We start from the raw sequence: 15404 nt of genomic DNA, 5'->3' as shown, positions 1-15404 counted from the left end.
AAATGGCTATTTTAAACATGTTGCATGCTTGCTTACGTGTAGAAAATTTGGAAGCGTCTATTGAATTTTATGAAAAGGCATTTGGATTTAAAGAAGATCGACGTATGGATTATCCAGAGCATAAGTTTACTATTGTTTATTTGGCTCTTCCAGGTGAACATTTTGAAATTGAGCTGACTTACAATTACGGTCACGGACCATATACGATTGGTGATGGTTTTTCACATCTTGCAATTGCTTCAGATGATTTGGAAGGTGACAATGCAAAACATAAGGCACTTGGATATGAAACAACTGATATTAAAGGCTTGCCTGGAAAGCCAGGACATTATTATTTTGTGACAGATCCAGATGGTTACCGTATGGAAGTAATTCGTGCAAAATAAAAATGTTAAGAACAGTTAAATAGAAATTTTGATAAAAACAATATAAAAAGACCGAGGTTTTCGGTCTTTTATAATAATGGTAAAAAATTGAAATTGAGATTATAAGGAGATTGTTAGATGAAAATAGTAGTTTACGGTGCTGGAGTTATGGCACAATATGTGAAAGAATCTGTAATAAATTCAGGAAATGAATTTGTTGGATTTGTTGACCCGCTTGGAAATGGAGATTTTAAAAACTTGAAGGAAAATAATGTGGATTTTGATGCAATTATAGACTTTTCACACTTCAGCCTTTTGGAAGATGTGCTGGAAGCGGGAATTAATAAAAAAGTTCCAGTGTTAATCGCTACAACTGGACATTCTGAAGCTCAAATAAAGGAAATTGAAGAAGCTTCAAAAAAAATACCAATAATTAAGGCTACAAACACTTCGGTTGGAGTAAATATTGTCAATGAAATTGTAGCATTTGCAACAAAATTATTAAAAGATTTTGATATTGAAATAGTTGAAAAGCATCATAACAGAAAAATTGACGCTCCAAGCGGTACGGCAAATACTTTGCTGGAAATTGTGAAAGAAAACTTGGATAATAATGGAAAAGATTACAGAACAGTTTATGGAAGAGAAGGGCATAGTAAACGTGCTGAAAAGGAAATAGGAGTTCATGCTATCCGTGGTGGAAATATCGTGGGAGAACACACTGTGATCTATGCTAAAAATGATGAAATAATTGAGATAAAACATGAAGCATTGTCAAGAAAAATGTTCTCAGATGGTGCAGTTAGGGCTGTGGAATTTCTTTTTGGGAAGAAAGCAGGGCTTTATACTATGAAGGATGTATTGGGATTATAGTAAAAATTATTTTGAATAATCTAAATATAAGAAAAAATGGAAAAATTAGACAAAGTGTGCTATACTATACATAGTAAAATCGCTTTAAAACCGAACTTACAAAGTTATAACTATTTTAAGGGAGATTCCGATATTATTTAATTTTATCAGTTTGATGTTAAAGAGATTCGAATATATAAAATTAGGAGGAAACTTATTATGAAAAAAAGTATTTTTGCACTATTTGCAATTTCTATGACAATGTTTGCGGCTGGAGAAAGTAAGAAAGTTCACGAAGTAACAGCAAAACTTCAAAAGGATTCTTATTGCAATGTTCCGAAGGAAGATGGTGAATTTAAAAAGGTAGACGGCAAGGATTATTCTAGAATGGATGTAAATTTTGAAAAATGTGTGTTTGATGGAGAAACTTATGAAAATGTAAAAGTTGGAGTAATAGTTAAGGATATTGAAAAGGCTAAAAAGTATTTGAAAAAATATAAATACATGCATTTGAAGGCAGGTAGAAATTTAGTCTACAATTCAAGTGATAATAGCTATTATTATACTGGTTCTTGGGCTTTTAACAATGATAAGGCATATCCAACAGTATTTGACGGAAAATAGTAAAAAAGGTTTTAAGTGCGTTAAAATATGCAACTAAAACAAATAAGAAAAGGAGAGGAATGTATGATTAGAAAAGTATCATTGTTAATGTTGTCGTTTCTGATGATAATGATGGCAGGCGTGATATCATACAGCAGGGAATATAAGATGAAAGTAAAAATTATGACTGAAAAAGGTGATATAAATATTAATTTATTGCCTGAAAAATCGCCTGTAACTGTGGCAAATTTTGTAAATTTGGCTAAAAAGGGATATTATGATGGATTAAAATTTCATAGGGTAATTGACAACTTTATGGCTCAAGGTGGAGATCCTACGGGAACTGGTGCTGGAGGACCTGGATACCAATTTGAAGATGAAGTTAATAATGGACTGAATTTTTCAAAGGCTGGGAAATTAGCTATGGCAAATGCAGGACCTGGAACAAATGGAAGTCAGTTTTTTATTACAACTGTTCCAACAGAATGGCTAAATGGCAATCATACAATTTTTGGAGAAGTTGTGTCAGATGATGATTTGAAAGTTGTAAAAAAATTGTCTAATGGAGATGTAATGAAAAAAGTTGTAGTTGAAGGAGATGTTGACACATTTTTAAAAACACAAAAAAATAGAGTTGACAGTTGGAATAAAATATTGAAACAAAATTTTCCAAACAAATTTTAATTGAATAAATCTTAAATTAGAAAGGACAAAAATATGGCAAAAGAAAAAGTAGTTTTAGCATATTCAGGTGGACTTGATACATCAATTATCATTCCTTGGCTAAAAGAACATTACGACTTAGATGTAATCGCATGTTGTGTTGATGTGGGACAAGATGATGATATGGAGGAAGTAAAGGTAAAAGCTATTGAATCAGGTGCTTCAAAAGTTTATGTGGAGGATATGAAAGCAGAATTTGTAAGAGATTATGCATTCCGTGCATTAAGAGCAGGAGCAGTTTATGAAAACAAATATCTTTTGGGGACTTCAGTTGCAAGACCTTTGATTTCTAAGGCATTGGTAGATGTGGCTCATAAGGAAGGGGCGGCATATATTTGCCATGGATGTACTGGAAAAGGGAATGACCAAGTTAGATTTGAAACTGGTGTATTTTCATTGGATCCGACATTAAAAATAATTGCACCTTGGAGAATTTGGGATATTTCTTCAAGAGAAGATGCCATTGACTATGCACAAAAAAAAGGTATAAAAATAAGTGTAACAAAGGAAAAAATTTATTCAAGAGATCAAAATTTATGGCATATTTCACATGAAGGTGGAGATATTGAAAATCTTGAAAATGAGCATAAGGAAGATGTTGTATATATGATGACAACTCCACCCGAAAAGGCACCAGATAAGCCAACTTATGTGGATATTACATTTGAACAAGGCTGGCCTGTAAAAGTAGATGGTGAAGCTCTAGAGCCTGTGGAATTATTGAGAAGATTAAATAAAGTCGCTGGAGAAAATGGTGTTGGAGTAATTGACATTGTGGAAAACAGACTAGTTGGAATGAAATCAAGAGGGATTTATGAAACTCCAGGTGGAACATTGCTAATGGAAGCATTAAAGGAACTGGAAACTTTGATTCTTGATAAAGATACTTTTGAATTTAAAAAATTAGTATCACAAAAATATGCAAGTATCGCATATTCAGGACAATGGTTTACACCGCTTAGAGAAGGGCTTGATGCATTTGTGGATGAAACTTCTAAAAATGTGACTGGTACAATAAAATTAAAATTGTATAAGGGAAGCATAAAAATTGCTGGAAGATTTACTAATTTTGCATTGTATGACGAAGAAATTTCTTCATTTGGTGCAAGTGAACTATACAGCCATAAGGATGCAGAAGGATTTATTAAATTATTCTCACTTCCAAATAGAATCAGATCTTACAAAAAACATAAATAAATTTTAGTTAAAAATTCCTGGAATTAAAAAATTCTGGGGATTTTTTTGTATTTTTCAATGTAGTTTAATACTATTTACACTTAAATAGTAAAGCTCTAACGGAAACTAGTATAAATTTAAAAATTATAACTTTTAAATTTTGCTATAACTAAAATTTATTGCAAACAAAAACTAAAAAATATAGTTTAAAAATTTACAAAATGGATTTTTTGTAGTACAATATAAGAGAATTGATAATACAAATGTAAGTGATATTATAGTAAAATTGCTTTAAAACTGAACTCAAAAGTTATAACTATTTTATTCAAATCCTAAGTTCATGTGATTTTTAATAGTTCGATTTTAAATAGAGTCGAGTATGTTTTTTATTTAATATAGTAAATTTGCTTTAAAATAAATATAAAAATAGTTGTAAAAGTAAAAAGTTTTTACAAATTAAATGATAAAAAATTTATGTAATCAGAAATTAAAAGTTTTTGTTGTGAAATTGAATAAGAATAGGAAGCATAAAATTGAAAAAGAGTGTGTTAATAGGATTTTATAAACTTTTAAAAATAATAAAAAATAATTTAAATTGGGAGGATTTATGAGAATAAAAGATTTGTTTGAGAAAAAGGAGCATCTGATTTCCTTTGAGATTTTTCCGCCAAATAAAAATTTTTCTGAAGAAAAATTAAAGGATGTAACGGCTGAATTAGTGCAATATAAGCCTGATTTTATCAGTGTTACTTATGGAGCGGGCGGAAAAACTAAAGGCGGGACTATTGAGATGGCTTCGCATATTAAAAATAATTTGAAAACGGAAGTGCTGGCTCATTTGACTTGTGTTGGAAGTAAAAAAAGTGAAATTAATGATTATTTGCAGGAGGCTAAAAAATGCAATATCAAAAATATTTTGGCACTTCGTGGGGATGTTCCGCAAGGAGAGACAGAAGATATTTATAATAGAGGGGATTATAAGTATGCTTCGGAGTTAATTAGCGACTTGAGAAAAAATAGTGAATTTAATGATTTATCAATCGGCGGTGCATTTTATCCTGAAACTCACTATGAAAATAATGATTTAGTTGACTTGTTTCACTTAAAGAATAAAGTTGAAGCTGGTACTGACTTTTTGGCTTCACAAATGTTCTTTGACAATGATGTTTTTATAAAATTTAAGGAACAGGCTGAAAAATTAGATATAAAAGTTCCGTTAATTGCAGGAATTATGCCAGTTACAAATGCAAAACAGATAAAAAGAATTATAGAATTGTCAAAATGCTCTGTGCCTGAAAAACTGGATAAGTTATTGGAAAAATATGGAGATAATCCAGAATCTATGAAAAAAGCGGGAATAATGTATGCAAGTGAGCAAATTATAGAATTACTGGCTTATGGAATTAGAGGAATTCATATTTATACGATGAATAAGCCTGAAATTGCTAAGGAAATTATGAAAAATATTGAATTTGCAAGATAATTTAATAAAAAAAAATACAAAATAGGAGGTAGCATAATGTCTATAAAAAAAGTTTTAACAATTGCAGGATCTGATACGAGTGGAGGAGCTGGAATACAGGCGGATTTAAAGACTTTTCAGGAAAGAGGAGTTTATGGGATGAGCGCCCTTACGGTTATTGTTACCATGGATCCACGAAATAGATGGGCACATAAGGTTTTCCCAGTTGAAATGAATGTTATTAAAGAGCAAATTGATACTGTTATAAATGGAATTGGAGTGGATGCATTAAAAACTGGAATGCTTCCAACAGTGGAAATTATTGAATATGTGGGATCTGTTTTAAAGGATTTGAAAAATCCGATTGTTATTGATCCTGTCATGGTTTGTAAAGTAACTAGCGGATCGACTGAAAATCTTTTTCCAGAAAATGTAGAGGCAATGAAAAAATGTTTGTTGCCTTATGCAACTGTTGTTACTCCAAATCTATTTGAAGCAGCGCAGTTAGCTGGAATGGAAAAAATAGATACAGTTGAAGAAGCGAAGGAAGCAGCTAAAAAAATATGTGACTTAGGTGCAAAAAATGTTGTAATTAAAGGAAGAAAGTTTTTTGCAGGAGATAAATCTGTAGATATTTTATATGATGGAAAAGATTTTGAATTTTTTGAATCTGAAAAAATAGATACAGAATGGAATCATGGGGCAGGATGCACATTCTCAGCTTCAGTAACTGCAGAAATCGCCAAAGGGGCGACAGTATCTCAGGCTGTTGCTACAGCTAAAAAATTAATAGCAGAAGCCTTGAAGCAATCCTTTAAATTAAATGATTATACTGGACCGTTGAACCATAAGGCATTTGCACTAAAATAATATTTTGAAGTATGAAAAACTAAAGGATAAAAATAATTTGGAGAAAATTTATTGTAATTAGATTTTACAGTTAATTTTCTCTTTTTTTATTTTAAAATTTTTAAATATGTTTTTGTAGGAACTTTATTTTTGATAATTTTTTCAAAATATAGTATAATGTAAAAGTAAATCAAATATTGAATAAAATTAGGAAATAATATAATTTTTTATGAAATAAAAAAACAAAAAATTATAAAAGTAAAGACTATGAAAATTAATCAACGTTAGTATTTATTGCAGTAGAAAATTAAGAACTTTTATTGGAAAATAATAGAATACTGTGTTAATTGGAGTTTTAGATTTTTACAAATGATTATATTGATAAAAATTGATAAGGAGGGAGAATGATTTATTTAGATAACTCTGCTAGCACAAAGCCGTATAAAGAAGTTATAGATGTGCTAGTTCAGACAATGGAGGAAAATTATGCGAATGCTGATGCGATTCATGATTTTTCTCATAAAATTCTTTTGAAAATAAAAAAGGCTAGAAAAATTGTGGCTGATTATCTAAAAGTGGAGGCTGACAGAATTTATTTTACAGCAGGAGGCGGAGATGGAAATAATCTTTTGCTGCAAGGGATTATCAATGCAAATTCCCGTATAAAAAAGCATCTGATTACGACAAAGATTGAGCATCCATCTGTTTATGAAGTATTTAGGCATTATGAAAATGCTGGATTTGAAGTTGATTATCTGGATGTTGACAAGGATGGATATATAGATTTAAAGCAATTAGAAAATTTGGTTCGTGAAGACACGATTTTGGTTTCTATGGGTGCTGTAAATAGTGAAACTGGAGCAATTCAGGATTTGGATAAGATTTCTAAGATTATTCGGAATAAAAATAAGGATACATATTTTCATACTGATTTTGTGCAAGGATTTGGGTGTACAAATATAAAATTTGATAAAATTCCTGTGGATGCGATAACGGTGAGCGGTCATAAAATTCATGCACCAAAGGGAATTGGGGCGATTTATGTAAATAAACGTGTTAAAATTGCTGATGTAGTTTTTGGTTCAAATGCAGAAAATGGGATTGTAAAAAGAACAATGCCGACAGAATTGATTCTTGCATTTGCGAAGGCTGTGGAAATTTTGTCAAAAGAGGATAAAAAAGATATGGAACATTCTCAAAATATAAAAAAAATGCTTACTGATAAAATTTGTGAAGAAATTACGGAGATTAAACTTAATTCATCGCTTGATCCTGAAAAATCGAGTCCAAAGGTTTTGAATGTTTCTTTTAAGGGGACAAAAGGTGAAGTGCTGACACATTTTTTAGGGATGTATCAGATTTATGTTTCTACAGGTTCGGCTTGCTCTTCTAAAAAAGGGAATAGCAGAATACTGGAAGCTATGGGTCTTAATCAGTCGGAACTGGATGGGGCGATAAGATTTAGCTTTTCAAGTGAAAATACAGTGGAGCAAATTGATGAAGTTGTAAAAAGGCTGAAGGAAAGTGTGGCAAGAATTAGGAAAATGAGATAGTTTTATTATAAATTTAGATAAAATATGGAAAGGAAAAAAATGAACAATTATACTGACAAAAATTTATTGAATGCAGTGGGGCTTTCTTATGGGGAGTTGTCGTTAAAGGGGAAAAATAGAGGGCAGTTTGAAAAAAAATTGCGAAATAAAATTAATAAAGTGTTGAAGGGGTTTGAATATCAATTATTTGATGATTTGTCAAAATTATATGTTTTTATAAATCCTGGGAATTTAGATGAAATAACAGATAAATTAAAAAAGGTTTTTGGAATTGTGGGGCTTAATCAGTCGGCTAAGGTTGAGAGAAACGATGAATTTATTAAGGAAAAGGTGCTGGAGTTTGCAAATTATGCTTATGAACAAGGGGCAAGGACATTTAAGATAAAAGTTAATAGAAGTAATAAGGGATTTGAGAAGAAATCTATGGATTATGCACGTGAATTGGGGGCTTATGTGCTTGTAAACAGTCCCTTTGAAAAGGTTAAGATGAAGGATCCTGATGTTATGATAAATGTCGATATTAGAAAAAATGTTTATATTTATACAGATAGAATAAAAACTTATGGTGGACTTCCACTTGGGTCAACTGGAAAAGGGCTTGTGCTTTTATCTGGAGGAATAGATAGTCCTGTTGCGTCTTTTATGATGGCAAAAAGAGGAATGCGTCTGAATTTTGTAACATTCCATAGTTTTCCATTTACAAGTCAGCAGGCTCTTGAAAAGGTGAAGGAACTGACAGATATTTTATCGCTTTATGTCGGAAAAACAAGACTTTATTCATTAAATATATTAAAAATTCAGGAAGCAATAAATACACAGACAAAAAAAGACCTGGCTACGATTCTAACAAGACGTGCTATGATGCGTCTGGCTGAGAGAATATCGAATACTATGCAATATCAGGCTTTAGTTACAGGAGAAAGCCTTGGGCAAGTTGCTTCTCAAACAATGGGAGGGCTTACTTGTACAAATGCTTCGGTAGAAAAATTGCCAGTATTTAGACCGCTTATTGGGATGGATAAAACGGAAATAATAGAAATTGCGAAGGAAATAGAGACTTATGAAAAATCTATTGAGCCGTATGAGGATTCCTGTGTAATTTTTGCTCCAAAACATCCAGTTACAAATCCTAAGTTGGAGGATGTGCTGGCTGAAGAGGCAAAAATTGAAAATTATGATGAAATTATGGATGAAATTTTTGAAGAAAGGGAATATTTTAATTTTGGATAAAAATTATAATAAAATTATTTTAGTTTAGATAATTGTAAAAATAAAGTAATGGAAAATTAAATAAAAACAGCAATTTAAAATTTTTAGAAAAAATAAGAAAAAGTATGGAAAAATTGCTATATTAGGAGAAATTTACTAATTTTTACGAATGGTTATTTAAAAAAATAATAGTGGATAAATTTATGAAAGAAAAAAAAGACTTGAAAGGAAAGAAGCAAAAAAAAGAAGCTAGATTGAAAAAAAGAATTGATGAAATCAGAAGGATAATTTATTTAATTTATAGAAATTATCGGGATGGAGAAACTCAAATACTTGCTATATCCCTGACTTATTATTCGCTTCTTGCAATTTTTCCTGTGGTTGCCCTTGTATTGGGAATCACAAAGGGATTCGGGCTAGACAAGATATTTATACAGAAATTTTTTGAACTGTGGCCTGGAAATAATAGCTTTTTAAAAGTAATTGTGGATATAGCCCAAAGACTGCTTTTATCAACTGAAAGCAGTATATTAACTGGAGTTGGAATTGTAATTTTAATTTATTCTGCGGTAAAAGTGCTCATAATGCTTGAAAATTCATTTAATAAAATATGGAAAATAAATAAAAAAAGATCACTTGCAAGAAGAATAGTTGACTATGTTGCAATTATATTTTTAGGACCGATATTTTTTGTTTTATTATCTGCATTAAATTCAGTTGTAGTTGAAGAAATGGTAAAAAAATTTCCAAATAATGTTATTTTAACAAATTTATTTATTGGATTTTTTGGGCCTGCGACTTATATTATTTTATTTAGTTATTTATTTTATGTTATTCCAAATACAAATGTGAAAGTTAAGCCAGCTGTTTTTGCTGGAGTTGTTACAACTGGACTTACTTTTGGATGGAAATTGATATTTTTGCTGTTGCAATCTTCAATTACAAAATATAACATAATTTATGGAAGTCTTGCATTAATCCCAATTTTTCTAATCTGGGTTCAGTATGTATGGGTAACAATTTTGCTTGGAGCCCAAATAGCCTTTTCAATACAGACTTCAGATGAATTTTTGTATAATGAAAAAATTGAGATGCCGATAAAGATAAAAAGGGAAGCAGGAATACTGATTTTATCGCTGATTATTAAGAATTTTGTAGAAAAAAAAGAAGCCTTCACATATCAGAAATTGACTGACAGGCTTGGAATGGAAGTGTTCTTTGTAAAGGAAGTGCTTTCAGACCTTGAAAAAATGGGATTTATAAATGAAGTATTCTATGACAAGAATTCAGATAGCCAATATCAGGTTGCTTATAGTCCAGAAGCTATAACAATTAGGGAATTTATGAAAAAATTTGATACTAAAAATATTGAATATTATGAAAATATTTTTGACAATTTAAATGAAGAAGATCGAAAATTACTTGAAAAAATACGGGAAAAACTGGCAATGAAAAAGATTGAAAATCCAGAAAGTGAAAATGGAAGTAAAAATGAGGGTGAAGATGAATTTCAAAAGCAGAAATCACCACTTCCAAAAGCAGAATATGCTGAAAATTTAGAACGTCCTGTAAAGCCAAGAAAATCAGAAGAATTAAAAATAGATTTTCAAATTTCAAAAGAGCCAAAGCAAAAGGATGAAAATATTCAAGTGAAAAAATCGCAGGAAACAGTAAAAAAAGAAATAATAAATTTTGAAGATAAAGAGCAAGAAACTGAAGAAAAAATAGAAAGTCAAACTGAAGAAGTGGATGAATTAGAAGATTCTGAAAATAACAGAAAAAAAGTTAGATATGAAGATGGAACTTGGAAATTTTTCTAATAACAGTGTGAGTAATAAAAGAAGGAGAATAGCAAATGATACTGATAGCAGTGGCAGTTATTATAAATATTCTTATAATGGCTGTGATAATTGTTTTTTTGAATAAAAAAAATAATGAGAATTTGGAAAGATTAATGTTAAATCAGATTAATGAAAATAATCGACAGAATTTTGAAGAAAATAAGCGAAAATTTGATGAAATTGAAAAATCAATAAATTTAGGTACAAAAAATAGTTTGCTTGAAGGGACAGGAAATATTGGTACACTTCTGGCAGAAAATAATGAAAAAATGCTTTTGAGATTTAATGAGCTTGGGCAGAATATAAATGGGACGATAAATACGAATAATCAGCTTTTGTCTAAGAATTATACGGAAAATAGCCAACTTTTGACTGATAGTATGAATAATGCCATTCAAAAGCTGTCAACGGGATTGAGTGAAAATAATACAGTGCTGACTGGAGTTATGACTGAGAATAATAACAGGCTGACAAAAAATATAAATGAATTTAAGGATGTGCTTAATCAAAATATAAATGAGAATTTTGAGAAATTAAATCAGAAGGTGGAAAATAGGCTTGATTTGATGAATACAAAAGTGGAAGAACGTTTGTCGAAGGGTTTTGAGGAAACAACAAAAACTTTTGGAAATGTTTTGGAACGGCTTAGTAAAATTGATGAGGCACAGAAAAAAATTGAAGCATTGTCAAGTAATGTCGTTTCGCTTCAAGATGTTCTTACTGATAAGAAAAGCCGTGGGATATTTGGCGAAGTTCAGCTTTATCAAATTTTGGCATCAGTTTTTGGAGAAAAAAACGACAAACTTTACCAGAAGCAATATAAACTTTCAAACGGCACAATAGTTGACTCAATTATTTTTACACCTGAACCATTGGGAAATATCGCAGTCGATTCAAAATTTCCGCTGGAAAATTATAGAAAAATGTATAATAATGAATTGAACCAAATTGAGCGGGAAAGCGCGAGAAAAGATTTTGTAAATGACCTGAAGAAACATATAGATGCAATTTCTTCAAAATATATAATAAAAAATGAAACAAGTGAACAGGCAGTGCTATTTTTACCTGCTGAGGCAATTTTTGCTGAAATAAATGCCTATCATACTGACATAATAGAATATGCCAACAAGAAAAATGTAAGAATAGCTTCACCTACAACATTAATATCGGTATTAACCGTAATTCAAGTTATAATGACAAATATGGAACGTGATAAATATGCTAGCGTTATTCAGCAGGAACTTGAAAAATTAAATATTGAATTTGGAAGATACCAAACTCGTTGGAACAGTCTTCAAAAGGATATTGAAAAAGTTTCCAAAGATGTAAAAGACATTACAACAACTTCCAATAAAATAAGCAAACGTTTTACAGAAATTTCAAATGTAAAATTTGATAAAAAATCAGATAATTTATTTGAAACTGTTCAAAGTCAAATTACTGAAAATTAAATTAAGTAAAATATTTATTTTATCAAATAATAAAAAAATATAACTTGAAAAAATTGCAGGCAGACTAAGAATAAAAACAATAGAGATAAATAATAACAAGATTTATAACAAGGAAGCAGAAAAAAATAACAAATCTAAAAATGCTGTGTTTATTGGAATTTTATAATCTTAAAAATGGTTAAATAAAAAACAGAAAAAGGAGAAAATTTAGATGTTAAAAAATGGAATAATATTTGGAAAATTTTATCCACTTCATATTGGACACGTTGATTTCATACAGCAGGCAAGCGGTTTTGTGGAAAATTTATACGTTGTTGTCTGTAGTGATGTCGATAGAGATAAAGAACTTTTTGAAGAATCTAGGATGAAAAAAATGCCGACTATAAAGGATCGGCTTAGATTTGTTGAAAAAACCTTTAAGCATCAGAAAAATATAAAAATCATACATTTGGCAGAAGATGGAATCCCATTTTATCCAAATGGCTGGAAATTATGGAGTGAAAGAGTACAGGAAACACTTTTGAAAAATAATATAAAAGTAGATGTGATTTTTACAAATGAAACTCAAGATGTAGAAAATTACAAAAACAATTTTTTAACATTACCAAATTTTGAAAGCACATTCAATAAAAATTTAAAAATCCAAATGATAGATACAAATAGAAATAATTTTCATATAAGTGCAACAGAAATAAGAAAAAATCCTTATAAAAACTGGTTTTTTATTCCAAAATACGTAAGAGAATTTTTTGTCTTGAAAGTGGCAATAATAGGTTCACAACATTCAGGAAAAACTAATTTAACCCATAAATTAGCAAATTATTACAATACAACTTATGTAAAAGAGTATAAAAAAGAATATGTAAAAGATGAACTCCAAAATAATGTAGATAATCTTCAATATGATGATTACAGCAATATAGCCTATGAACATAACAGAAGAATAATGGATTCTATAAAAAATGCAGAAAAATTAAGTTTTATCGATACAGATTTTTATTCTTTGCAATCCTTTTCGATTCTTGAAACGGGAGAAAAACATCCAGTAGTGGAGGATTTTGTAAGACATACAAATTTTGATGTATTATTATATATAAAAAAAGATACAACTGATAAAGCTATTTTAGATCAAGATTCTGAATATGATAAAATATTACAAAATTTATTAAAAGAAAATAATCAAAAATATATTGAATTATTACATAAGTCAAATAAGAGTCTTACAGAAAATTATATAAAAAGTATTCAAATAATAGATAATTATTTAGAAAATCAAAAAAATTAAGAAATATGCTCAAACTCTTTTAATATCGAATAGGAATAGAATAGTGAAATGGAAATAAATATGGAAAATTGAAAAATTTTAAAAAAATCAAAAAAAATTTCAAAAAAGTAGTTGACAAATATTTCCTTTTATGATAATATATATCTTGTCGATACGAAAATGTATCAACGGACAATAGAGATATTAATAATGTAAAGAAGCAATTAAGTGTATAATCAATAAAGTCAAGTATCTTGAAAAAGATAACGTCAAGACTAATTAGGTGAAATTTAAATATATGTTTATATATTGAATGAAGAGTTTGATCCTGGCTCAGGATGAACGCTGACAGAATGCTTAACACATGCAAGTCTTTGGCGAAGCTGTGCTTGCACAGCCTAGCCAAGGCGGACGGGTGAGTAACGCGTAAGGAACTTGCCCTGCAGTCAGGGATAACAGACGGAAACGACTGATAAGACCTGGTAAAGTCAGGCGGACTCATGTCCAGCCTGATGAAAAGAGATGCTGCAGGAGAGCCTTGCGTCCTATTAGCTTGTTGGTGGGGTAACGGCCCACCAAGGCGATGATAGGTAGCCGGCCTGAGAGGGTGGACGGCCACAAGGGGACTGAGATACGGCCCTTACTCCTACGGGAGGCAGCAGTGGGGAATATTGGACAATGGGGGCAACCCTGATCCAGCAATTCTGTGTGCACGATGAAGGTTTTCGGATTGTAAAGTGCTTTCAGCAGGGAAGAAAAAAATGACGGTACCTGCAGAAGAAGCGACGGCTAAATACGTGCCAGCAGCCGCGGTAATACGTATGTCGCAAGCGTTATCCGGAATTATTGGGCATAAAGGGCATCTAGGCGGCCAGATAAGTCTGGGGTGAAAACTTGCGGCTCAACCGCAAGCCTGCCCTGGAAACTATGTGGCTAGAGTACTGGAGAGGTGGACGGAACTGCACGAGTAGAGGTGAAATTCGTAGATATGTGCAGGAATGCCGATGATGAAGATAGTTCACTGGACGGTAACTGACGCTGAAGTGCGAAAGCTAGGGGAGCAAACAGGATTAGATACCCTGGTAGTCCTAGCTGTAAACGATGATTACTGGGTGTGGGCATGAAGAGTGTCCGTGCCGAAGCTAATGCGATAAGTAATCCGCCTGGGGAGTACGGCCGCAAGGCTGAAACTCAAAGGAATTGACGGGGACCCGCACAAGCGGTGGAGCATGTGGTTTAATTCGACGCAACGCGAGGAACCTTACCAGATCTTGACATCCTGCGAAGGCCTGCGAGAGCAGGCTGTGCCTCCGGGAACGCAGAGACAGGTGGTGCATGGCTGTCGACAGCTCGTGTCGTGAGATGTTGGGTTAAGTCCCGCAACGAGCGCAACCCCTATTGCTAGTTGCCATCATTAGGTTGGGAACTCTAGCAAGACTGCCTGCGAAGAGCAGGAGGAAGGCGGGGATGACGTCAAGTCATCATGCCCCTTATGATCTGGGCTACACACGTGCTACAATGGCCGGTACAGAGAGCCGCAAGGCGGCAACGCCAAGCCAATCTTTAAAGCCGGTCCAAGTTCGGATTGAAGTCTGCAACTCGACTTCATGAAGCTGGAATCGCTAGTAATCGCAGATCAGCAATGCTGCGGTGAATACGTTCTCGGGTCTTGTACACACCGCCCGTCACACCACGAGAGTTGTCTGCACCTGAAGCTGCTGGTCCAACCGCAAGGAGGAAAGCATCTAAGGTGTGGATAGTGATTGGGGTGAAGTCGTAACAAGGTATCCGTACCGGAAGGTGCGGATGGATCACCTCCTTTCTAAGGAGAAACAAGCACTGCTTCTTTATATATCTTATGGGCGTGTAGCTCAGGTGGTTAGAGCACTGTGCTGATAACGCAGGGGTCGCTGGTTCGAGTCCAGCCATGCCCACCATAAGAAGTCTTGGGGATATAGCTCAGTTGGGAGAGCGCTGCCCTTGCAAGGCAGAGGTCAGCGGTTCGAACCCGCTTATCTCCACCAATATTATTATTATTTAGGACAATGGGAAATGA

At 32.3% G+C, this 15404-nt stretch carries 12 protein-coding genes, 2 tRNA genes and 1 rRNA gene; all 15 read left to right on the top strand.

Annotation, left to right across the window (positions count from 1 at the left end; all coding sequences use genetic code 11):
• Nucleotides 1-2 precede the first annotated feature (2 nt).
• On the top strand, nt 3-386 hold the full coding sequence (locus tag HW276_RS08360) for a VOC family protein (RefSeq protein WP_178938124.1): 384 nt from the start codon (nt 3-5) through the stop codon (nt 384-386).
• Nucleotides 387-503: 117 nt separating this feature from the next.
• Entirely contained in the window at nt 504-1238 is a 735-nt protein-coding gene (dapB, locus tag HW276_RS08355; protein ID WP_178938123.1) for a 4-hydroxy-tetrahydrodipicolinate reductase, read from the top strand.
• 198 nt (nt 1239-1436) lie between these two features.
• Nucleotides 1437-1841 carry a MarR family transcriptional regulator gene (locus HW276_RS08350; RefSeq protein WP_178938122.1) on the top strand — a complete coding sequence of 135 codons (405 nt, stop codon included), beginning with the start codon at nt 1437-1439 and terminating at the stop codon, nt 1839-1841.
• Between the two features lie 63 nt (nt 1842-1904).
• A complete protein-coding gene (locus HW276_RS08345) occupies nt 1905-2504 on the top strand; it encodes a peptidylprolyl isomerase (protein WP_178938121.1) in 600 nt (199 codons plus the stop codon).
• 33 nt (nt 2505-2537) lie between these two features.
• The gene (locus HW276_RS08340; protein ID WP_178938120.1) at nt 2538-3740 is read left to right on the top strand and encodes an argininosuccinate synthase; all 1203 of its coding nucleotides are present in this window, start codon (nt 2538-2540) and stop codon (nt 3738-3740) included.
• Nucleotides 3741-4326: 586 nt separating this feature from the next.
• The gene (gene metF, locus HW276_RS08335) at nt 4327-5202 is read left to right on the top strand and encodes a methylenetetrahydrofolate reductase [NAD(P)H] (protein ID WP_147004111.1); all 876 of its coding nucleotides are present in this window, start codon (nt 4327-4329) and stop codon (nt 5200-5202) included.
• Between the two features lie 36 nt (nt 5203-5238).
• On the top strand, nt 5239-6051 hold the full coding sequence (gene pdxK / locus HW276_RS08330; protein WP_178938119.1) for a pyridoxine/pyridoxal/pyridoxamine kinase: 813 nt from the start codon (nt 5239-5241) through the stop codon (nt 6049-6051).
• Nucleotides 6052-6434: 383 nt separating this feature from the next.
• Complete coding sequence (locus HW276_RS08325) at nt 6435-7583, top strand: cysteine desulfurase family protein (RefSeq protein ID WP_178938118.1); 1149 nt, start codon at nt 6435-6437, stop codon at nt 7581-7583.
• A 39-nt stretch (nt 7584-7622) separates the two neighbouring features.
• Nucleotides 7623-8813 (top strand): tRNA uracil 4-sulfurtransferase ThiI, encoded by a 1191-nt coding sequence (gene thiI / locus HW276_RS08320; protein WP_178938552.1) that lies wholly within the window; start codon nt 7623-7625, stop codon nt 8811-8813.
• Between the two features lie 182 nt (nt 8814-8995).
• Nucleotides 8996-10612 carry a YhjD/YihY/BrkB family envelope integrity protein gene (locus HW276_RS08315; protein ID WP_178938117.1) on the top strand — a complete coding sequence of 539 codons (1617 nt, stop codon included), beginning with the start codon at nt 8996-8998 and terminating at the stop codon, nt 10610-10612.
• A 35-nt stretch (nt 10613-10647) separates the two neighbouring features.
• Nucleotides 10648-12084: a DNA recombination protein RmuC gene (locus HW276_RS08310; protein ID WP_178938116.1), complete on the top strand. Its 1437-nt coding sequence runs from the start codon at nt 10648-10650 to the stop codon at nt 12082-12084.
• A 211-nt stretch (nt 12085-12295) separates the two neighbouring features.
• Nucleotides 12296-13369 (top strand): multifunctional transcriptional regulator/nicotinamide-nucleotide adenylyltransferase/ribosylnicotinamide kinase NadR, encoded by a 1074-nt coding sequence (gene nadR / locus HW276_RS08305; protein WP_178938115.1) that lies wholly within the window; start codon nt 12296-12298, stop codon nt 13367-13369.
• A 289-nt stretch (nt 13370-13658) separates the two neighbouring features.
• Nucleotides 13659-15170 (top strand): 16S ribosomal RNA (locus tag HW276_RS08300).
• A gap of 38 nt (nt 15171-15208) precedes the next feature.
• Nucleotides 15209-15285, top strand: a tRNA-Ile gene (locus tag HW276_RS08295).
• A gap of 11 nt (nt 15286-15296) precedes the next feature.
• Nucleotides 15297-15372, top strand: a tRNA-Ala gene (locus tag HW276_RS08290).
• The last annotated feature ends 32 nt before the right edge of the window (nt 15373-15404 follow it).

It is taken from the genome of Leptotrichia sp. oral taxon 417, assembly GCF_013394865.1.
Taxonomy (GTDB): Bacteria; Fusobacteriota; Fusobacteriia; order Fusobacteriales; family Leptotrichiaceae; genus Leptotrichia; species Leptotrichia wadei_A.
Note: the sequence above shows the minus strand (reverse complement) of the source record. Positions and strands in the feature narration are given on the sequence as shown.